This is a genomic window from Heliorestis acidaminivorans, assembly GCF_008933955.1.
In the GTDB taxonomy this organism is placed as follows: domain Bacteria; phylum Bacillota; class Desulfitobacteriia; order Heliobacteriales; family Heliobacteriaceae; genus Heliorestis; species Heliorestis acidaminivorans.
This window is the reverse complement of the sequence record NZ_WBXO01000009.1, coordinates 1-20,188: the sequence shown is the minus strand read 5'-3', so window position 1 is coordinate 20,188 and position 20,188 is coordinate 1. Positions and strand designations below refer to the sequence as shown.

Below are 20,188 nucleotides of genomic sequence, written 5' to 3'. Positions count from 1 at the left end.
GCGTTATTTTTATTGACAGGCTAGTTTCCTTCAGAAAGGAATGAAGAAAGCTTTTGGAAAAATATATTCGTCTCATATTACGTCAGAAAATCATTATTTATATGATCACTCTTTTGATCTTTATCGCTGGTCTAGGTTCTCTTTTAACCTTTGATCGCAACTTGACACCAGAAGCCGATTTGCCAGGCATTAGAGTGCTGGTAGCTGGTGGTTCTTTACCGCCAGAAGAAATGGAAGATAAAGTAACAGAGCCTATAGAAAAAGAAATAGAATCATTAGATGGCATTGAGCGTTTTTCTTCTACTACTAGCACTGGTCGTACAAGCATTTACATACGAGCTTATGAAGATAAAGGTGAAGATGTTCGTCAAGAAGTTCAAAATATTGTAGGACAGCTTCGCAACAGTTTTCCCGCTGAAATATCTACTGTTGAGGTTGTCCAAGATAGCTACAGCATGGACTGGTTAATGAGCATTTCTATGAAAGGAAATGACTTACCAGCTCTTTTCTCCTTGGCTCATACACGCATTAAAGACCGTATTGAAGCCATAGATCAAGTAAAAAAAGTAGAAGTACGTGAAGAGAATGTGAGTAATAAGGTTGAGATCTCTCTAGATCCACAATTACTTTCTCTCTATCAAGTAACTCCCTCCGATGTGATCAGCCAACTTCGCAGTAGCAATGTAAGGCAGTCTATTGGCCTTTTGCAAAATGATGGCTTTAACACAGTTATTGAAATTGATCGTTCGCTACAGTCAGTACAACAAGTAGGCGAAATTACTATTCGTACACCTCGAGGGAACGTTCCACTTAAAGATTTAGCGACTGTAACTAATCTACGTGGGCAAAGCATTGATGCTGTTTTTGTTTACCAAGATCAACCTTACTTACAGTTAATCGTCTATAAAAGTGCTGGCGGCGACATCATCAAGGTTTCTGAAGCAGTTCGTGAAGTGATTAACGAGTTAAACCAAGAAGCTGATGGTCTTTACGTTTTAGCTCCTTTGATGGATGGTGCCGACTTTATTCGCAACTCCTTAAACAATCTAACTCGCGATCTAGCTATCGGTGGTTTGCTAGCAGTCCTTGTTCTCTTTGTTTTTCTGCGCAACTGGCGAGTTACCTTAGTAATCGCAACAACCATCCCTATGTCCATGTTGATGACTTTTATTGGCATGAAAATAGGTGGTTACAATATTGATTTGATTACTTTGCTTTCCTTAAGCTTAGCGATTGGACTAATTGTTGATGCCGCTATTGTAGTGTTAGAAAGCATCTATGCTTATCGAGAAAAAGGCATAAACCTTACCAAATCGATTGTCGTAGGTGCTCGTGAAGTAATCACACCTGTTTTTACATCACAGCTTACAGTAGTCATTGTTTTCCTGCCTCTTGTTCTGGCTAACGTTGGCGGTACTGATATGCAACCAATCATGATTACGCTAGCCTTTACTGTTACTGCAGCAATCGCTTCGGCTACTATTTCAGCTTTTCTCTTTGTCCCTGTCTTTTCCCGCAGTTTCTTAAGCGCTGATCGCAATATAACATCAAGTGACAACGCTCTGCGCAGAAAGATTATTTCCCTCTTAGAGAAAACACTTACCGTAGCATTAAGGCATCGCTGGAAAACAGTAATCATCGCTTTTGCTGTCTTTTTCTTTTCCGTTACACTGTGGGGCATGGGCTTTGTGAAATCGACAGTGCAAATGCCTATTGATAGCTCTTACATGCGCGTTGCTCTAATTATGCCTAAAGGTACGAAAGTGCAAGAATCTACAGCCATAGCCCGAGAAGCGGACGCGTTACTGAGAGAAATGCCAGAGGTAGAGCGAATCTATATTGATGCTCGTAGCAGTCATGCTCATCTTCACATGCTTTTAAAAAGCAAGAAGGAGCAAGATTTTGATAACGACCTTTTAATGGATCAGATGAACGAAGTGTTGAACACTGTTAGAGGTCCAGAGCGTGTTGAAGTTGGCTTTGGTTCTGGTGATTCCAATATTATGGTTACTTTTGAAGTTACTGGTCGTGATATTCAAGAATTAGAAAGAATCTCACGTAGCCTCGAAGAGCTGATGAATTCACTGCCCCTTGTTCGTAATCCACGTAATGACTTTCAAGAAGGTATTGATAAGCTCACTTTTACTCCTGACGAGTCGGCCCTAAGTTACTTTGACGTTCCCGCCGATTCTCTAAGTAGGCAATTGTCTTTCTACATAGGTGAGCATACAGTAACTACAATGACTTTAGACGGCATTGATATTGATCTAAAAGCTCAATATCGTGATCAAGCTATGCAGCATCCCGAACAGTTCCGCAGCTTAATGATCACTAATCGCCAGGGTGAATTAATTCCTTTACAAAAATTAGGTCAGTGGCAAATGCTGAAGACACCGCAACAGATTCAACGCAGTATGGGTGATCGTATCGTTACTGTAACGGCTGAATTAGTAGGTACTGATCTAGCCGCTGCCGGTAGATCTATTGAAGAAAGACTTCCTGAACTGCATATACCAGAAGGCTACCGCATCAAACCTGCTGGCGCTTTACAACAGCAAGCTGACACTGTGACAGGCTCTATTTATGCTATGTTAGGTACTCTCTTATTGATTTATCTAATCATGGTAGCCCAATTCCGTCGCCTCAGTCATCCTTTCATTATCTTGCTATCCTTGCCTATGGCTGTTATTGGTGTAGTCTTTGGTATGATTGTAACGCAGAGACCACTCAATCCCCTTGGTTATGTAGGATTTATTATGCTTGCTGGAATCGTTGTATCTAATGCTATCTTGCTCATAGACCGCATCAATCGCCTTCGTACTCAGGGCTGGGATTTAGATAAAGCGCTGATAGAAGCGGCTCGTAACCGTGTCCGCCCTATTTTGATGACTGCCTTAACAGCTATCCTAGCCTTACTTCCCCTTGCTATAGGTCTTTCTGAAGGAGCAGAATTGCAAACTTCCCTTGCTACAGTTGTAATCTTTGGACTTGCTTTCCATACTATTGTTACTCTTGTACTAGTACCTGTTCTCTACTCCCTCTTCGACGGAGCTAATGAAAAATTCTCTAATTTCTCTAAGAAATTATGGCGTCGCAAGCCAAGAGTTCCTAAGAAGAAAAGTACTGTAGAGATGTAAGAGCATTAGCAAAATAGGCCTTATAATAAAGCAATATGAACAGATAATTAGGAGAGATAACTAGAAAAAAGGTGATCGACTTTCATTAAGTCGATCACCTTTTTTGATCACTGTGATAATTGATACCGCTTTTTTTCTTACCTTCTAGTAACTTATAAGTTGATATATTCTGGTTTACGTTGACTGTAGCTTACAACCTTAAGATTACTTTGCTCAGCAATTTCGAGCGCTTCTGCCATACCTTTACCTACGTCTTTAGCTACATGGGCATCAGAACCAATAGTAACCATTGTTCCTCCGAGTGTGCGAAAGCGCTTGTAGATAGGAAGTAAAGCCGTAATTATTTCTTTTTTCGTTAATCTCCGCGTGTTGATTTCTAAAGCCTTTTCCTTTTCAACTAACACTTTCAAGACAGGATCAATATGTTCATGAAATTCTTCATAGTAGATTTCTTGATCAACAAAGCGTGAGTAGCGAGCAATATAGTCAATATGGCCAAGGCTATCAATAATATCGTAACTTTCAAGACATCTGTTCATAGCTTTGAAGTATTTTTCGTAGACTTTCCGCTTCGTACCAAGCTTGGAGAACTCTTCTACGTGTACCTCTACGGTGTCAACGACATGAATTGAACCAATAACAAAGTCAAAAGGATAAGCTGAGATTATCTGGCTATACTTTTCTTCCAAACATTCTACCATACCAATCTCTACACCTAAGCCTAAGTTATCATCACGATAAGGCTCATATTCGGAAAAATACTGGTCTAGGTCAAACAAAAAAGATTCGGCCTCAGGGTAATCTAAGTCAAGATGCTCTGTAACAATAAATCCAATACCTTTTTCTTTCGCTACTTCCAGAGCTTCTTCGATAGTCATTTTTGAATCTGTAGAAAAACGAGTATGAACGTGGCTGTCAATTAACATAAGTTCAACAATACCTCCTGGGTCAATAACCTAGGACTTTCAAGTAGTAACCTAGGATTTTTGTATAGTAAATTGCGATCTAAAAGAAAAGATAAGGAGTTTGGCATTATGCTAGGAAAAGGACGCCTTGAACGGGAAAAGCAAACGGTACAGAAGATGATTAAAATCTATTGTGACCATCATCATGGCCAATCATACGAGAGCTCTCCTAAGGAGCCCCTCTGCAAGCAATGCCAAGAGCTCTATGGGTATGCGATGGAACGATTAAGCCGTTGTACTTTTGGTGCTGATAAGCCTACTTGTGGCAATTGTACAGTTCATTGTTACAAGCGAAATCGTCGTGAAGAGATTATTGCTGTGATGCGTTATGCAGGACCTAGAATGATTCGCCATCACCCTGTCTTAGCTATTCAACATCTTATCGATGGAAGAAAAAAGTAATTTTCCTTATTGACGTTGTCTTCACTTTATCATAAGATACAATCATAAGCTATGGGAATAGATAAGACTCAACGACGAGTAAAAGATCTTTAGGTCTTGCCTCGGGTCGTTGAGTCTTTTTGTTTTTCCTAAAAAGAGTTACAAGTTACAAGAATACGTTAAGGGTAGGTGACCAGTGATGAAGCCTTTAGTGGCTACAGTGCTTCTTTCTTCGCTACTTTTTTCGGGCTCTACGGAGCTCACTACAACTTTGGATATGAATAAGCTTAAGGCCAAGTCAGATTGTGCCAAAGAGCAAGGTGCAGGACGACAAAAACGAGCTGTAGTGTGGGAAAATAAGACAATTAACTATTCTCGAGAAGAAGGCTTCGTCGATTTACGTCTTGGTCGCCTTTAAGAAAAGACGGTTATGGTTGGCGATGATTGGGCTTGTTCTTGAACTTCTTTTTCTTCTACTAAAGTAATTGCTTGCTTGGCTAGATCTTCTGCTTTTTTGAGCGCTTCAGCCATCTCCATGAGCAATTCAGATAGTTCTTTTTCATTACGATTTGCTTTTAGATATTGTGCTATATCTTGTGTATCGTGAACAAGTCGATGATTACGACCTTTTAGTTGCTTAAGGATTAGTTGTAGCTCCCCCGAATACTGTTGTGCTGTACACATAGCGAACTCTCCTTTTAGCAGATTCTTGGCAGTGGATCTCCTGCCATCATTTCCAAGATTCGGTGACTACCGAAGAAGGTCTTCAGTAACACATGGCCTTCTTCCCTTTTTCCTTTTTCTACAGTCCCAATAATAGCACTTTCTTGACCAAGTTGATGTTCTTTCATCACTTCTAGAACTTCCTGCGCTCGGTCGCCTTGAACGATAAAGAGAACTTTTCCTTCATTAGCCATATAAAGAGGGTCCAGTCCTAGAAACTCTGAAGCACCGGCCGCTTCCTCGCGAATCGGTAAATCTTCTTCCCAGAGAAGTAAGTCTTTCCCTGTTGCTAAAGCAATCTCCTTAGCTGTTGTAGCAACGCCACCGCGAGTAGCATCACGCATGAACTTGACAGCACCAGGGCACTTTTCTAGAATTGTAGCAATCAAGTTATTAAGTGGTGCGCAGTCACTACGCAGTTCTGTATCAAAAGCAAGGCCTGATCTTTTTGATAAGATAGCTAGCCCATGATCCCCCACTGTTCCGTTAATTAATATCTTATCTCCCGCTTCTATACGCTGGTAGCCTAGTTCTCGCTGTTCTGGCAAAAAGCCAATACCTGTGGTATTGATATAGATTCCATCACCGCGCCCTTTTTCCACCACTTTCGTATCTCCAGCTACGACAGCAACGCCAGCTTCTTGCGCTGTCTGCGCCAAAGAAGCAACAATGCTCTCAAGATCAGCCATAAGCAGTCCTTCTTCCAATATAAAGGACACTGTAAGATAAAGGGGCTCTGCACCTGTAACGGCTAGATCGTTGACCGTGCCAGCAACAGCAAGCTTACCAATATCACCGCCAGGAAAAAAGTAAGGTGTTATAACAAAGGAATCTGTTGATACAACAGGCGGCCCTGGTAAATCTCGAAGCAGAGCACCGTCATTTTGTTGTTGCAATGGTCCTTCTGTGAAATACTTCAAGAACAGTTCTTGTATAAGTTGATATGTAAGAGCTCCACCGTCGCCATGGGCTAATAAGATGCGTTTTTCTCTTGTTCCCTCCACAGAATCACCTTCTTTACAACTTTCTTTCGTATTTATAGTAAGTAGCACAAGTCCCTTCATGAGAAACCATACAAGGTCCTTGCGGATGAACAGGATCACAAGATTTTGCAAAGAGAGGGCATTGCAGAGGCGTTTTGATACCTTTTAGAATATCTCCACACTGACAGGAAGAGCCTTTGCTTTCTGGCAAAGCAGGTAGGGTAAAAGCTTTTTCCGCATCATGAGCGGCATATTCTTTTTTTAGTTTGTAGGAACTCTGAGGAATGCTTCCTAAGCCACGCCAGTCTCCACCTTGTAATTCAAAGATTTGCTCCATAGCTTGCTGTGCTACAATATTCCCCGCTTCTGATACAGCTCGTCCGTAGGCGTTGCCTACTTGATCATGTTGATTCATAATGCCTTGAGTAAGATCTTCCAAAGCTAAGAGCAAATCAAGAGCTTCAAAACCAGAAATCGTTGCTTGAATTTTGCTCTCTTGAACAACAAAGTCCCAACATTTTCGACCTGTAATGATAGCTACGTGACCAGGCAAAATAATGCCATCAATGTTGGTGCTTCGCTTATCTGTTGTAGTTAGCTCACTATGTAGTAGAGCTTTCAGCGCTGGTGCTGTGGCCTTATGTAATGAATAAAGAAAAAGATTGTCAATGCCTTCTTCGATAGCTTTAGTTAAGGTAAGCGCCGCTGTAGGAGTTGTCGTCTCAAAGCCTACAGCAATAAAAATAACAGGACGTTCTCTGTTTTCTCGAGCAATTTCTAAAGCTTCTAGGGAAGAGTAGACGATGCGCACATCACTTCCACACGCTTTTGCTTCTTGCAAAGTCATTTCGCTTCCTCGTACTTTTACCATATCACCGAAGGTAGCGATAATTGCTTGAGGAATTTGGCTAAAGGCAATAATTCTATCTACATCTTGAGCTGAAGTAACACAAACAGGACAACCGGGACCACTCAGCAGAGTTACGTACTCTTTAAGCTCTTGGCGCAGTCCTGTACGGGAAAAAGCGGCTGTATGAGTACCACAAAACTCCATAAAAATCGCTTTATGGCCTTGATAAGTCTGCAAAGCTTGCAGGCTTTTTTTTACTTTAACGATTGTTTCTTTAGCTAACTGGGGTTCTCGAAAGCGCTTTAGCTGTTCTGAGAGCACAATATTTCCTCCCATAAGCGCAAACTTTCTTTGGCTTCTTCTTCGTCAAGAATCTGAATTGCATAGCCCGCATGAACGAGAACATAATCGCCTACCTTGGCTGTTGGTACCATAATTAATGCGACTCTTCGTTTATTGCCAAAAGATTCGACTTCTGCCATGAAGCCGCCTTCTTCAATGTGCGTGATCTGTGAAGGTGCTGCCAGACACATCTTCAACACCTACCTTTGCTGATTATTGATCCTTCTTCCCCTTGCCACTTTGCAATTGCCCCTTGTCCAAAAGCTAATCCACCATCATTAGCTGGAATGCGCTGTGGCCAGAGGACTCGTAAGCCTTGTGCTTGTAAGAGATGCCGCACCATTGTAAACAGATAAGGATTTTGAAAAACACCGCCACCAAGAGCGGCTGTAGACAGTTTCTCTCGTATGGCAAGTTCCTTTACCGCTTCATTGATGAATAAAGCTAGGCTATTGTGAAAGCGAAGGGCTATGATCCCTTTATCTGTACAATTTTCTATATCTGCTAATAAGCCTGCCAGAATCTCTGTATAGTCTAAGTAACGAAGCAGAGAGCAGTTTTCCTTATTTTGCTCAGCCTTTGTTAGACTGTCCTGACTAGTTTTTTGAATAGTTCTGGGCAATTTTTTACGAATTGAGAAAGGATAGTGCCCTAGCGATAGGGCTTCTTCAATCTCTGCTCTCTTCACTTCTCTTCCGGCTAGACCAAGGCGCAATGTTACTTCTTCGCCTAGTTCTATGGCAGCTTGACCATCGTAAGTGCTTTCCTTGCATATGCCTAGCAAGGCGGAGACAGCATCGAAAAAGCGACCTGCGCTAGAGGATAAAGGGCTATTAATCTTTTGTTCTACCATCTGCTTTGCTCTTGTGATAGCTTTTGCATCTTCAGGGAAAAAGCGCTTAGCTTCTTCCCAACCTTGCTCACCAAAAGCTTCACCAAGAAAAACTGCCGCTGTTAGATAGGGTTTTTTTACGGCATTATCTCCACCTGGTAACGGTAGAGGTCGCAACGTATAGTGTCGCTGAAAGCTTCGATAATCGCCTGTAATAATTTCTAATCCCCAGATTGTTCCATCATCTCCATAGCCTGTACCATCAAGAATGACTCCCATACTTTTTTCAGTTACGGAGTGGTCAGCTAGTGTGGCTATAAAGTGAGCATGATGATGTTGAACTTCTAACAAAGGCTTTGACCAGCGCCGTGCCAGCTGTGCTGTATGATAGGTTGGGTGACGATCGCAAACAATCAGTTCAGGCTCTAGATCAAGAAGTTTTTGAAGATGTTGAAGACTTTCTAAGAAGTTCTCTTGTCCTTCTAGAGTATGAACACCACCGATATGCTGGCTCAGTACAGCTGAGTCTCCTCCTAAGAGGGCAAAGGTGTTTTTCATCTCGCCGCCAACAGCAAGAATTGTTCTGCTGTTGGCTTGGCTTGCTGTACTTACTGGGTGGCCTCTATTGTCTTTTTGCACTGCTATTGGCAGAGCTATACTGTCTGGCACAAAGCCTCGAGAGCGTCGATAAAAATGCCAAGTGCCATCGATATAACGAAGGACCGAATCATCGGCCCTGCTCAAAATAGGTCTGTTATGAAACAAAAATGCATCAACAATAGATGCCAGCTGTGTAAGAGCTTCTTCATTCGTTCTAGCTAAGGGGAAGCCTGCTTGATTACCTGATGTCATAACGAGTAGGTCTAAATCATCAGCAAAAAGCAATTCATGCAGAGGTGTATAGGGCATCATAAAGCCTATAGTTTTCATGACCCCTGTTAGCAAAGGTAAGGTAGCAAGTTTGGTTACTGCTGACGGACGCTGTTCTAAGATGACTATAGGAGCTTGCGGTCCTGTTAGCATCTTTTCTTCTGCTAAGCTGACCAAGCAGATCTCTTCTATGACAGCTTTATCCCTAGCCATCAAGGCCAAAGGCTTGTGAGGTCTTCTTTTTCTCTGACGTAATTTTTCAAGGGCTTTGGTATGGCGACCATGGCAGACAAGATGAAATCCACCAAGGCTTTTTACTGCTACAATTTGTCCTGCTCTCATTTTTTCTTGGAACTTTTGTCGCCAATCACCCTCGATAGGCTTTCCTTGATGGTCACTGAGCCAAACCTCAGGACCACAAGTAGGACAAGCAATCGGTTGGGCGTGAAATCGTCGATTCCAAGGATCTTTATATTCACTATGACAAGTAGGGCAGAGTTCAAAAGAAGCCATTGATGTGCTAGCTCGATCATAGGGAAGTGATTGAACAATAGTAAAGCGAGGACCACAGTTGGTGCAGTTAGTAAAAGGATATTGATAATAGCGGCTCTTCCGTTCATGCAGATCAGAACGACAATCAGGGCAAAGAGCAACATCAGGAGGGACAGAGGTTAAGAGCCTCTGTCCTTCTTGACTTTCACGAATGATAAAGTCTTGATATCCTCGTAAAGGTTGCTCCGTAAGGACGATGCTATCAATGCGACTGAGGGGCGGTTTATCTTGCGGTAGTACTTCTAGAAAGTGCTTTATGGCCTCTTCTGAACCTTCGACTACAATCGTTACACCTTCTGTATGGTTATTAACCCAACCTCGCAAACCCCACTGATGGGCTAGTTTGTATATGTAAGGACGAAAGCCTACAGCTTGCACTAGCCCACGCAGTTCTATTTTTTGGGCTTTAATGATAGCACCTATGGCCTTTCCCTTCCTTCTTGCATTTTTTGCAGAAGCCAGTGAATCCAGGCCTCCATCCCTTCACCAGTTCGAGCTGACAAAGGAAAGGTAGGAAGATGGGCATTAATTTTCTGAAGATCTTTTGCTACTTCTTCCAGACTAAAGTCGGTAAAGGGAAGTAAGTCAATTTTGTTAATTAGTAGTCCATCTGCTTCGTGGAACATGAGCGGGTATTTTGGAATCTTATCATTACCTTCTGTTGTAGAAAGTAGTACTACTTTAGCCGCTTCGCCTAGATCGAATTCTGCAGGACAAACAAGATTACCTACATTCTCTACGATGAGCAGATCTAAATTGTCGAGGTCAAACTTATCAAGCACCGCTTGAATCATTGTTGCATCAAGATGACAAGCGCCATGAGTGTTGATTTGGACGACTGGTACGGAAAGAGCGGCAATTCTCTCTGCATCGCGCACAGTAGCTATATCACCTTCAATGACAGCTACCTTAATGCGCTCTTTTAGTAAGGGTAATGTTTTCTCTAGTACTGTCGTTTTGCCAGCGCCAGGAGAGCTCATCAAATTAAGCAGGTAGACACCTTTTTCCGCCATACGCTTTCGGTTTTCCTTGGCGACAAGTTCATTAGCTCCTAATAGTTTTTGGTTAATATGGACTTGCATAAGGCTCAACTACTCTCCTTCAAAATAATCAATCTTGAGCTCTCGACCAGCAATAATTTTAATTGTGAAAGCTTGGCAATGAGGACAAGTAAACAGATACTCATCAGACACATCAAAAGTCTGAGCACAAGCAAGACATTTTGCTTGTGCCGATACAGTTTCAATCTCTAAAGTTGCCAAAGGTGCAAAGGGTGTTGACTCCCTTAGTACGGTAAAAGCAAATTGTAATGCCGATGGTAAGGCGTGGGTTAAAGTGCCTACGGTCATTTTGACTTTTTTGATCTCCTTGATATCATTTTTCTCTGCTTCTTCACGAAGTACTGACACCAGGCTTTCCATTAAAGCCATTTCATGCATAGGCTTACCTTCCTTACTTGCTTCTTTACAACTTTATTCAATCTTGAAAGGTTGGGCATCCCATTGTGCTAGCTGTTTTACTATGGCCTCTCTTAGTGCGGGCAAAGATAATTGCACTGTAGCAGAAAGATCTAATCCGAATTCTAAGCTCTTAGGTTGTATACCCAGAAAAACCATCTCTTGCGGCAAAGTACCGCGCAAACTAGCTAAGGCTAGTACTTCTTGAAAGCTGAGCTGATGCTGTGACATCTTGATACCTACGTATTGAGGAATCTCATTCCCTACGAGACGGATCAATGTACCAGCAGGCTTGCCTGCATTGATGGCATCGACACAGAGAAAGTAATCTGCTTCTTCTAGATATTCAAGCAAAAGTAATCCCTGTGTCCCTCCATCAACGACTTCTACATTGTCAGGAAAAAAGTATTCCCTTTGCAGGGCTTGCACAATTTGCACACCTAGTCCTTCATCAGAATAAAGCAAATTACCCAAGCCCATAAGGACGATTTTTTTCATCTTTTTATCTACTTTCTTACCTTTATGGTCTTCAAAACTTTCTAAGCTAATTTTTCTTACTTTTACTTCTCTACGTCAAACTTGTAGCCACTAAAGATAGAAGACATAGTGCCGTTCTTAGCAAAGACGTCGTGACGAATCACCATATAGAGGTGTACGAAAACAAAGGACATCATCAACCAAGCACCTAGACGATGAATCATGTGCACTTCAAAGCTTGAACCAATGAGAGGAATAACCCAGCCAAAAAAAGCAAACATCATACCATCAGGATGTAGTTCACCGTACATGGCAAAGCCTGTAATAGCCATAGCTACTGAGCCTACCATGATGAAAAAGAAATAAGCGAGGTTTGCTAGAGGGTTGTGGCCTAAATGATGAGGTTCATCTTTTTTGATAAAAAGATAATGTAAAAGTGTATCGCGGAATTCGCCCCAGTAGGCTTTTTGCCAGGGCCAGTGGTGTGTGCGAGCATATTCATTGCCTACAAAAGCCCAGTAGACGCGAAATAAGTAGTTAGCTATAAACAGGTAGCCTATAGCCATATGAGCTGTAATCGCATTACCCATCCAAAAAACAGTGGTGGCATCACCTGTAACGACAGTCGGCCGCAAAAAAGGCGTTCCGATGTAGATACCAGTGGCAAAAAGAAGTACCATGCAAAGCGCATTGACCCAGTGATAAATGCGCACAGGTAGCTCCCAGACGTAAACAGGCTTGAGCTTATTCATTCTTGCCCCCCCTTACGGTAGCTTCTTAAGGGTTATCGCTGTACTTCTATAGTCGTTACCTTCTGATCTTCTGTATCTACCAAGTGAACGGCACATGCCAAGCAAGGGTCGAAAGAATGGATTGTACGCAATAATTCTAATGGCTCATCTTCTTTTACATAAGGTGTGCCAATCAGCGCTTGTTCCATAGCGCCTGGTAGACCTTGATGGTCTTTAGGTGAACCGTTCCAAGTTGTCGGTACAACACATTGGTAGTTAGCAATTTTACCGTCTTTGATGTGCACCCAGTGTCCCAATGCGCCACGAGGAGCTTCTGACCAACCTACACCTTTGCTGTCTTTGTTCCACGTTTTTGGTTCCCACTTTTCAGAGCTGAAGGTGCGCTGGTCACCATTTTTTACATTGTCGATCAGATCTCTGTAGAAACGTTTTAGCCAGTGTGCCGCTAGTTTGGATTCAATGCCCCGAGCGGCAGTGCGTCCTAAAGTAGAGAAGAGCGCTTCTGGCCCTACACCTAAATTAGTTAAGACGCTATCAACTTCTTCTTTGACTTGATCATGGGCAAGAGCATCTTTTTTGGCATAAGCTACGAGCATGCGCGCTAGTGGACCTACTTCCATAGGCTTATCTTTCCAACGTGGTGCTTTGAGCCAGGTGTATTTGTTGTTAAACTGTCCACTTTCATCTAGCGTATAGTAAGGCGGTTTGGGACCTGAATATTTCATTTTGGTCTCGCCATCCCAAGGATGCAAACCACTTTTGGAGTTTTCGTACCAGGAGTGTTCTGTATATTCAAGTATTTGCTCAGGATCGCGAGGATCGACATCGAGCACTTCGTTTAAGTTCTTGTCTAAAATGACCCCACGTGGCAAGAGATAGTTGCTAAAGTCATTTATGTTCGTTGTGGGCAAGTCTCCATAACATAGGAAGTTGCCTACGCCACCACCATAGGATGCAGTATCTTTGTAGAATGAAGCAATAGCTAACAGATCGGGAATGTAAACTTGCTCTACAAATTCAATAGCTTCATTAATCAACTTTTCGACCATATTGAAGCGTTCAATGTTAATTGCGTTGTCGCCATTAATATCAATAGCGCAAGCCATGCCACCGACGAGATAGTTAGGATGAGGGTTTTTGCCGCCAAAAATGGTATGAATCTTAACAATCTCTTTTTGCCAGTTCAAAGCTTCTAGATAGTGCGCTACAGCCATTAAGTTAGCTTCAGGTGGTAATTTATATGCTGGATGACCCCAGTAAGCGTTAGCAAAAATACCTAACTGACCGCTTTCCACAAAACCTTTCAGTTTGTTTTGCACATCTCGGAAGTAACCTGCTGTTGATTTGGGCCAGCGAGAAATGCTTTGAGCTAATGCGGCTGTTTGAGCAGGATCAGCTTGCAGTGCATTAGGGATATCAACCCAGTCAGCGGCATGAAGATGATAAAAGTGTACCACATGGTCTTGTACATATTGAGCACAAAACATAATGTTACGAATTAATTCAGCGTTAGGAGGAATTCTGATGTCTAAAGCGTCTTCTACAGCTCGTACAGAGGTAAGAGCGTGAATAGTTGTACAGACACCACAGATACGCTGGACAAGGGCCCAGGCATCGCGAGGATCACGGTTTTGAAGAATAATTTCTAAGCCTCGAATGGCCGTTCCAGAGCTAACTGCATCGATAATTCTACCGTTTTCTACCTTTGCTTCTACCCGCAAGTGGCCTTCAATACGGGTGACGGGGTCGACTACGATCCGTTCTGCCACGTCTGTTACCCTCCTATACTCTTATCGTTATCTTGAGGTTTTTCTGTTTTTACTGGTTCTGACGCTTCGCTTTTCTGATCATTCATCTTCTTCGTTACAGCAGAAACTGCGGCATGAGCGGCGGCACCAGCAATAGCACCTCCTACAGCCATAGCACCAAACTGATCAACATTCATACCTACTTTGAGGCCTGGTACATCAGAAAGGTGAGTATAGAAAGACTGTCCACCTGTGTAATCCCAGAAGCCTTTTTCGGAACAGGCAATACAGGGGTGACCTGATTTAATAGGATAGCTTACGCCACCGTTAAAGCCAATGTTGGAACAGTTGTTGTAAGCATTAGGCCCTTTACAGCCCAATTTATAAAGACACCAGCCTTGTTTGGCTCCTTCGTCATCAAAGGATTCCACAAACATACCTGCATCAAAGTAAGCGCGGCGATTACATTTGTCGTGAATCCGATGACCGTAGAATGCTTTTGGTCTACCTTCTTGATCAAGTTCAGGTAAGCGCTCGAAGGTAAGTACGTGAGTAATGACGCCAGCCATTACTTCTGCAATAGGCGGACAGCCTGGTACATTAATGATCGGCTTGTTTTTGATAATGTCTTGTACTGCTACAGCACCTGTTGGGTTAGGCTTAGCTGCTTGTACACAACCGTTAACGGCACAGGAGCCCCAAGCGATAATTGCTTTGGCGTATTTGGCTTCTTCTTTTAATAACTCCAGTGCACTATGGCCACCAACACAACAGTAAACACCACCGTCACCTAATGGAATAGCGCCTTCTACAGCTAATATGTAGTTACCTTTATGTTCTTCCATAGTCTTGCGAGCCATCGCTTCGGCTCTCTCTCCAGCGGCGACCATTAAGGTTTCGTCGTAGTCAAGAGAAATCATAGACAAGATAATTTCTGATACGATGGGGTGCGAAGTTCTGATAAAAGATTCTGTACAACAGGTGCACTCTTGGAAATGTCGCCAGATTACAGGTAATCTGACTTTTGTCTCTAGTGCTTCCGCAATCGCTGATGCTCCACTAGTGCTTAAGCCTAGAGACGCCGCCATCATAGTACAGAACTTAAGGAAGTCCCGCCGACTTACGCCCCTTTTTTCTAAGGCGCCATAAAAGGTTTCTTTTTCCTTGGCGGTCATATTCTTTTCCCCTCCCTAGAATCTATTTGCCTTATAACCCGATTGTAAAACAACTTAAAAAGTTGCGTAATAGGGTCGTTGCCATATATCTTTCTTTTTCGATAAAAATATAAATTTTCTTGCATTATGAAAATTTGAACAAAGCTTTTTTACATCTTCCATTTCTTCGAAATAACTGTTAGAAATTCCTGCAAGTGAATAATGTTTTTTACAGTTTCCTGTCAAGTATTGAAAAAACCGCCTGCGGCTTTATTAAAGCTCAGGCGGTTGTATAGTTTAGAAAATGGGCAAGGGACTTATGTATCTTATTGTTTTCTATATTGCCGAACAAGCAGGATAGTAAGCTAGAAGTTCCTTGACTGTCTTGCGTTGATCACCTTGACAGCTAATAGTCCGACGTACGTCAAAGATTTCTAGTTTGCTCTCACTATAGAGATCTATTGTTTCTGCTGTAGCATGATTAGAGATAAGCACATCAATGCCTTGCTTGCTTCTCTCTTCTGCCTCATTAGCTAAGTCCTTCTGATCAGCACTTCTAAAAGCTTGACCATCATAAGCCGTAAAATCACTAGTAGCTGAAAGGGGTGTATAAGGCGGGTCGCAATAGACGACATCACCTGGTACTGTCATGGCCATGGTAGCTCTAAAGTCAGCTATTAGGAAAGTAGCTCTCTGCGCCTTTTCATGGAAATTAATCATTTCTTTTTCGGGAAAGTAAGGTGCTTTATAACTTCCAAAGGGTACGTTGTAGGCTCTTTTTTTGTTATAGCGACAGAGCCCGTTATAGCCATGTCGATTAAGGTAAAGAAAAAGAGTTGATCTTTCCCAAAGATCTTGACTCTGATTAAATTGGTCACGCAAAGCATAGTAACGTTCTGCGCTGTTGTTTTCCGGAGTAAAAAGGGCTCGACAAGCTTCTATAAAAGTCCGTTCTTGTTGCAAGCATTGATAGAGATGAATTAGATCGGCGTTAGTATCAGCAAGAAGAAATTGGTTAAACTTCTCTGTAGCCAGAAAAAAAGCCCCAGAGCCTACGAAGGGTTCTACTAGTCTAGAGCCAGGGGGTACTATCTTTTCAATTCGTTGCACTAATTTATGTTTGCCACCAGGCCATTTTAAAAAAGGTCGCACAAACCCCCCCCCCTTATTGATGAATTCTACTGCTTACAGCAGAATTTGACAAGTGTGAAAGGAGTTATCTTTTTTAAAAATTAGGCTGTGACATTTCACTTATTATTGATATAATAAATAGTCGATGACGAGAAAGTCGTTGAAGTATGGAAGTATGGAGTGAGAAAGCATGATCAATGCAGAATTATTGCCTGCCGAGTCAAAACAGCGGCTTATCGATGGAAATAAGCGGTATATTGAAAACAAGCTTGCTGACAAAAAATTATGTATTGATCGACGTACGGAACTTAAAGAACAAGGACAGTCTCCCTTTGCTGTTATTGTTGGTTGTTCCGATTCTAGAGTGCCACCTGAAATAGTTTTCGATCAAGCTCTAGGTGACCTTTTTGTCGTTCGTGTAGCTGGCAACGTCGTCGACGCTGTTGCTTCTGCTTCTGTAGAATTTGCCGTAGGCCATCTCAAAAGCCCACTTGTTGTTGTGCTAGGTCATGAAATGTGTGGTGCTGTAAGAGCGGCTGTTGATACCTGCTGTACCCCTCTAGATAATTCAGGTGAAAGCAATATGGCTACTTTGCTTTCCTTGATCCACCCATCAGTACAAAAAGCTCAGAATGAAGGCGTCAAAGACGATTCCCTTTACGAAGTATCTGCTGATAAGAACGTAGAGACAGTAGTAGCCAAACTAATGGATAACAGTGCTCTGCGTCCATTAGTAGAAGAAGGAAAAGTAGCTATTGTTGGTGCTAAGTATCTATTAAAGTCTGGTGAAGTTGTCTTTTTTGATTAAAGCTATTCAGTTTCATTCAATATATTTAACAAGGATATGATAAAGCCAGATGCAAAGAGATCTTTCATCTGGCTTTTTTGTTATTATTACACTTAAGAGGTATCAGATCTTGCTTAATTCAAGAGAATTGATTGAGCTTGGAATAGGAATAGTAAAAGATAAAGGAGGCTTATCAAAATGTCGATTATAGCTGTACCTGTTGATGGCGATCAAGTAAGTGATCATTTTGGTCATAGCAAAGCTTTTGCTTTTGTTAAGTTAGAAAATGGCAAAATTATGGAGAAAGAAATTCTTGCAACGCCACCTATGCAAAACAGACACGACGAGTTTCCTATGTGGTTCTTATCTAAAGAGGTGGAAGCAGTCATCGTAGTGCGTATTGGTGGTGGAGTCTTTAGAACACTGAAAGAGTCGGGCATAGAGATATATAAAACTAATCCGACAAGTCTTGAGTCTGCTGTACAAGGCTTAGTGGAGAAGAATCTGGAGCAAGTGCAAGAAGACGACTTAGTTTCTTGTGGGCATAAGCACTAGGAATTAGAGTGAGAAAAGGTCACAGGTTAGAGATTATTCTTAACCTGTGACCTTTTTTATTATTTCTCTGCTACAGATACTTTTCGGGGTGCGGAAAGAAAGTTTTTACTGTTGTGCTAGCAGTTTTCTTGCTTCTATGGCTTGCTGGCTATTAGGTGCTAGCTCAATGACACGGCGTAAGTGGTAGGAGGTCCATAAGCAATCACAAAGCCATTGGCTGGGATAGTGGCACTGTCTTTGCGTATCGCCGTAACTGTATCTCCTGTTACAACGATAAAAGTAAAGCCAGGAAAAGAGAGGTTATGGTTGCGAAAAGCTGTAGTAAAGACAACAATTTCTTCTTGAGAATTAGGTTCATGGTTCATAAACCAAGCATACCAGTTGTTCGGCCAGACTCTTGAACCGTTGATGCCACCGCGTATTTTTACATCATTTGTCGAAGCAAAAGACAAAGTGTTATCTGTTTTGATACCTACAGAAGTAGGGCCTCCCCGAAGGTGAAGGAAAGTACCATCGATCATTACAGCGCCCATAGGCTGTAGATCTTTTTGATCATAAGCGTTAAAAAATGTACCATTGATTGCCGCGACTGCGCCTGTACGTTTTGCCATGGAAGCAAGTGATTCCGTCTGGCCTACTTTGTTATTGGCGAAGACGGGGCGAAGTTCTAGAGATTCATTGGGGTGGAATTGTATGTACTGTACTGTTCTTGAACCCCCACTAGTACTCACAGACTTACTTTGCTGTTCAAGTGCATAAACAGCAGAGACGGGTAAAAGAAATAGGTAAAGCACTAAAGTGAGCAGACCAGCTCTTTTTACCAAAACTATCTACACCCTTTCATTGCTTCAATATATCCAGTTTCAATTATAAACAATGAAGCATGAAGGCAATAGAGCAATAATGCAAAAATATTTAAAAAAGAAACAAAAGGCTGACAACGAGATCAGCTATCTCAAGTCTACAAGTGCTTTCTATAACCTCACTAACCCTTTAGCGTTTTACTAACCGCCTGCGCGATCTTTGAGGGATCATGGGAATGCTTGGATGCCTCAACAATCGCCTTATAGACATCCGTTGCAGAATCGGCGAAGGCGTTCGGCACATTTTCCCTCCCGCGTCCATTGTGATCTGCCCATACCACGGTGGCAAACCCATCGACGCCAATAGGGTTTCTTGCTGCGCCGAGTATCATCTCGGCTATTTTTCCGGCTTTTTTTGCAGTATGGGCGGCCATATGATAGCGAGCTGCGTACTGCGAAGCCGCAATCCAATCGTCGGGAAGTCCGTACTTCTCCCCTAGTGCAGGAATCATTTCAGCTCCCGCCTTTTCATGGCCAATGTGGCGCGGCCATAAGGAAGGATCGGTTACTCCTTTACCAATATCGTGAAGCAGGGCCGCACAAAGAACGTGATGTTCTCGGGTACGTTCGGCGGCTTTTCCAAGCACCAAGGCGCTATGAATGTAAGCGTAAAAGGAACCCCACCTTGAAGACAAGATGGAGTTCCGGTTAAACTTTTATTTAGTTACTCGGCAAAGTTCGGGTAAGGTTTCAGACCAAGGGAGTAGCTGATCCAGCGCCTGCTCATCTTTAGTATCTACATGGGGAAGTATCTCGAAGAGATAGTTTAGATACGTAAAAGGATTCAGGCCATTTTCCTTGGCTGTTTCGACAATGCTATATACAATCGCACTAGCTCGGGCACCGCGAGGAGTATTGGAGAATAAGAAATTTTTTCTTCCTAAAACGAAGGATTTTATGGTTCGCTCACTGCGATTATTATCTAATTCCAAGCGGCCGTCTAACATAAATCCAATGAGTTTATCCCATTGATTCAAACAATAGTTAATGGCTTGACCAAGTGCGCTTTTTGGCAGTACATTGGGGCTTTGTTTATGAAGCCATGCCAAAAAAGCATCCAGCACTGGCTGACTGCGTTTTAGTCGCTCTTCATAGCGTTCTTCATTAGTCAAATCTTTTAATTCCTGTTCAATGGCGAAGAGTTGGTTGCAATATTCCAAGCCCTCGTCTGCAACGGTCTTGCCAGAACGCTTCTTCTTATCAGGCAACACCTTAAGAGCCTCTGTGAATTTCCGCCTGGAATGAGCCCAACAGCAAGCCAGGGTAACGCCTTCAACTTTATGATAGCCCGAATAGCCATCGACAGTTAAAAAGCCTTTGAATCCCGAAAGGAACTGACGGGGATGCTCACCGGCTCTTGTTTGTTGGTAGTCATAAAGCACGATCGGAGGACCTTCGCGACCAGTGCGGTACAACCACATATAGGAAGTAGTCTGCGCCTCCCGACCTGGTTCATGGAGCACTTGAAGACTCGTCTCGTCAGCGCAAAGTACCTCTTGTAATAACAAGTAGTGGTGCATTCGTGTGTAAAGCAAACTTAGCCATTGATGAGTGACCCGTACCCGATTTGTTGAACACCTAAGAGTGAGATAAAATACTCTTAGGGAGGGCGATGAAAATGCCAAGAAA

21 protein-coding genes are annotated in these 20,188 nt (G+C 42.5%); 5 read left to right on the top strand and 16 right to left on the bottom strand.

Annotated features, from left to right (window positions below; genetic code table 11):
- Window positions 1–53 precede the first annotated feature (53 nt).
- Entirely contained in the window at window positions 54–3,137 is a 3,084-nt protein-coding gene (locus tag F9B85_RS10865; RefSeq protein ID WP_151620823.1) for an efflux RND transporter permease subunit, read from the top strand.
- A 152-nt stretch (window positions 3,138–3,289) separates the two neighbouring features.
- Here the strand turns inward: F9B85_RS10865 and F9B85_RS10860 are convergent, their stop codons facing one another.
- Entirely contained in the window at window positions 3,290–4,063 is a 774-nt protein-coding gene (locus F9B85_RS10860; RefSeq protein WP_151620821.1) for a histidinol phosphate phosphatase, read from the bottom strand.
- Window positions 4,064–4,171: 108 nt separating this feature from the next.
- Between F9B85_RS10860 and F9B85_RS10855 the strand changes: the two genes are divergently transcribed.
- Together F9B85_RS10855 and F9B85_RS10850 are read left to right on the top strand one after the other, a co-directional pair.
- Window positions 4,172–4,504, top strand: a complete 333-nt coding sequence (locus F9B85_RS10855; protein ID WP_151620819.1) for a nitrous oxide-stimulated promoter family protein — start codon at window positions 4,172–4,174, stop codon at window positions 4,502–4,504.
- 178 nt (window positions 4,505–4,682) lie between these two features.
- Complete coding sequence (locus tag F9B85_RS10850) at window positions 4,683–4,901, top strand: hypothetical protein (protein WP_151620817.1); 219 nt, start codon at window positions 4,683–4,685, stop codon at window positions 4,899–4,901.
- Here the strand turns inward: F9B85_RS10850 and F9B85_RS10845 are convergent.
- The 12 genes from F9B85_RS10845 to F9B85_RS10790 form a co-directional block, all read right to left on the bottom strand.
- The gene (locus F9B85_RS10845; RefSeq protein ID WP_151620815.1) at window positions 4,898–5,167 is read right to left on the bottom strand and encodes a hypothetical protein; all 270 of its coding nucleotides are present in this window, start codon (window positions 5,165–5,167) and stop codon (window positions 4,898–4,900) included. The genes F9B85_RS10850 and F9B85_RS10845 overlap by 4 nt on opposite strands.
- Before the next feature lie 14 nt (window positions 5,168–5,181).
- On the bottom strand, window positions 5,182–6,210 hold the full coding sequence (gene hypE / locus F9B85_RS10840) for a hydrogenase expression/formation protein HypE (RefSeq protein ID WP_243138166.1): 1,029 nt from the start codon (window positions 6,208–6,210) through the stop codon (window positions 5,182–5,184).
- 13 nt (window positions 6,211–6,223) lie between these two features.
- Window positions 6,224–7,360 (bottom strand): hydrogenase formation protein HypD, encoded by a 1,137-nt coding sequence (hypD, locus tag F9B85_RS10835; RefSeq protein ID WP_151620811.1) that lies wholly within the window; start codon window positions 7,358–7,360, stop codon window positions 6,224–6,226.
- Window positions 7,342–7,572: a HypC/HybG/HupF family hydrogenase formation chaperone gene (locus tag F9B85_RS10830; protein ID WP_151620809.1), complete on the bottom strand. Its 231-nt coding sequence runs from the start codon at window positions 7,570–7,572 to the stop codon at window positions 7,342–7,344. Before F9B85_RS10830 ends, hypD begins: the two co-directional genes overlap by 19 nt.
- Before the next feature lie 2 nt (window positions 7,573–7,574).
- A complete protein-coding gene (gene hypF, locus F9B85_RS10825) occupies window positions 7,575–10,025 on the bottom strand; it encodes a carbamoyltransferase HypF (RefSeq protein WP_279237773.1) in 2,451 nt (816 codons plus the stop codon).
- A gap of 29 nt (window positions 10,026–10,054) precedes the next feature.
- Window positions 10,055–10,717, bottom strand: coding sequence for a hydrogenase nickel incorporation protein HypB (gene hypB / locus F9B85_RS10820; RefSeq protein WP_151620805.1), 663 nt, complete (start codon window positions 10,715–10,717; stop codon window positions 10,055–10,057).
- A 9-nt stretch (window positions 10,718–10,726) separates the two neighbouring features.
- Complete coding sequence (gene hypA, locus F9B85_RS10815; RefSeq protein ID WP_151620803.1) at window positions 10,727–11,074, bottom strand: hydrogenase maturation nickel metallochaperone HypA; 348 nt, start codon at window positions 11,072–11,074, stop codon at window positions 10,727–10,729.
- 33 nt (window positions 11,075–11,107) lie between these two features.
- Window positions 11,108–11,590 carry a HyaD/HybD family hydrogenase maturation endopeptidase gene (locus F9B85_RS10810; RefSeq protein ID WP_151620801.1) on the bottom strand — a complete coding sequence of 161 codons (483 nt, stop codon included), beginning with the start codon at window positions 11,588–11,590 and terminating at the stop codon, window positions 11,108–11,110.
- Window positions 11,591–11,652: 62 nt separating this feature from the next.
- Window positions 11,653–12,321 carry a Ni/Fe-hydrogenase, b-type cytochrome subunit gene (gene cybH, locus F9B85_RS10805; RefSeq protein ID WP_151620800.1) on the bottom strand — a complete coding sequence of 223 codons (669 nt, stop codon included), beginning with the start codon at window positions 12,319–12,321 and terminating at the stop codon, window positions 11,653–11,655.
- Window positions 12,322–12,353: 32 nt separating this feature from the next.
- Entirely contained in the window at window positions 12,354–14,090 is a 1,737-nt protein-coding gene (locus F9B85_RS10800; RefSeq protein ID WP_151620798.1) for a nickel-dependent hydrogenase large subunit, read from the bottom strand.
- 5 nt (window positions 14,091–14,095) lie between these two features.
- Complete coding sequence (locus F9B85_RS10795; protein ID WP_151620796.1) at window positions 14,096–15,244, bottom strand: hydrogenase small subunit; 1,149 nt, start codon at window positions 15,242–15,244, stop codon at window positions 14,096–14,098.
- A 315-nt stretch (window positions 15,245–15,559) separates the two neighbouring features.
- Entirely contained in the window at window positions 15,560–16,375 is an 816-nt protein-coding gene (locus F9B85_RS10790) for a Dam family site-specific DNA-(adenine-N6)-methyltransferase (RefSeq protein WP_151620794.1), read from the bottom strand.
- Between the two features lie 169 nt (window positions 16,376–16,544).
- On the opposite strand from F9B85_RS10790, the gene F9B85_RS10785 reads away from it, so the two are divergent.
- Window positions 16,545–17,162 (top strand): carbonic anhydrase, encoded by a 618-nt coding sequence (locus F9B85_RS10785; protein WP_151620792.1) that lies wholly within the window; start codon window positions 16,545–16,547, stop codon window positions 17,160–17,162.
- Between the two features lie 177 nt (window positions 17,163–17,339).
- Window positions 17,340–17,696, top strand: a complete 357-nt coding sequence (locus F9B85_RS10780) for a NifB/NifX family molybdenum-iron cluster-binding protein (protein ID WP_151620790.1) — start codon at window positions 17,340–17,342, stop codon at window positions 17,694–17,696.
- Window positions 17,697–17,854: 158 nt separating this feature from the next.
- On the opposite strand, the gene F9B85_RS10775 is transcribed toward F9B85_RS10780, so the two are convergent.
- The 3 genes from F9B85_RS10775 to tnpC all read right to left on the bottom strand — a co-directional run.
- Complete coding sequence (locus tag F9B85_RS10775) at window positions 17,855–18,520, bottom strand: hypothetical protein (RefSeq protein ID WP_151620788.1); 666 nt, start codon at window positions 18,518–18,520, stop codon at window positions 17,855–17,857.
- A gap of 161 nt (window positions 18,521–18,681) precedes the next feature.
- Window positions 18,682–19,194 (bottom strand): HD domain-containing protein, encoded by a 513-nt coding sequence (locus F9B85_RS10770; protein WP_170270449.1) that lies wholly within the window; start codon window positions 19,192–19,194, stop codon window positions 18,682–18,684.
- A 21-nt stretch (window positions 19,195–19,215) separates the two neighbouring features.
- A partial coding sequence (tnpC, locus tag F9B85_RS10765) for an IS66 family transposase (protein ID WP_207707100.1) occupies window positions 19,216–20,188 on the bottom strand: 973 nt, incomplete at its 5' end.

What these genes read in the sequence shown, in the direction of transcription:
- F9B85_RS10860 (WP_151620821.1), bottom strand. Translation starts at nt 4,063, where the DNA reads ATGTTAATTGACAGCCACGTTCATACTCGTTTTTCTACAGATTCAAAA.
- F9B85_RS10855 (WP_151620819.1), top strand. Translation starts at nt 4,172, where the DNA reads ATGCTAGGAAAAGGACGCCTTGAACGGGAAAAGCAAACGGTACAGAAG.
- F9B85_RS10850 (WP_151620817.1), top strand. Translation starts at nt 4,683, where the DNA reads ATGAAGCCTTTAGTGGCTACAGTGCTTCTTTCTTCGCTACTTTTTTCG.
- F9B85_RS10845 (WP_151620815.1), bottom strand. Translation starts at nt 5,167, where the DNA reads ATGTGTACAGCACAACAGTATTCGGGGGAGCTACAACTAATCCTTAAG.
- F9B85_RS10830 (WP_151620809.1), bottom strand. Translation starts at nt 7,572, where the DNA reads ATGTGTCTGGCAGCACCTTCACAGATCACGCACATTGAAGAAGGCGGC.
- hypB (WP_151620805.1), bottom strand. Translation starts at nt 10,717, where the DNA reads ATGCAAGTCCATATTAACCAAAAACTATTAGGAGCTAATGAACTTGTC.
- hypA (WP_151620803.1), bottom strand. Translation starts at nt 11,074, where the DNA reads ATGCATGAAATGGCTTTAATGGAAAGCCTGGTGTCAGTACTTCGTGAA.
- F9B85_RS10810 (WP_151620801.1), bottom strand. Translation starts at nt 11,590, where the DNA reads ATGAAAAAAATCGTCCTTATGGGCTTGGGTAATTTGCTTTATTCTGAT.
- cybH (WP_151620800.1), bottom strand. Translation starts at nt 12,321, where the DNA reads ATGAATAAGCTCAAGCCTGTTTACGTCTGGGAGCTACCTGTGCGCATT.
- F9B85_RS10795 (WP_151620796.1), bottom strand. Translation starts at nt 15,244, where the DNA reads ATGACCGCCAAGGAAAAAGAAACCTTTTATGGCGCCTTAGAAAAAAGG.
- F9B85_RS10785 (WP_151620792.1), top strand. Translation starts at nt 16,545, where the DNA reads ATGATCAATGCAGAATTATTGCCTGCCGAGTCAAAACAGCGGCTTATC.
- F9B85_RS10780 (WP_151620790.1), top strand. Translation starts at nt 17,340, where the DNA reads ATGTCGATTATAGCTGTACCTGTTGATGGCGATCAAGTAAGTGATCAT.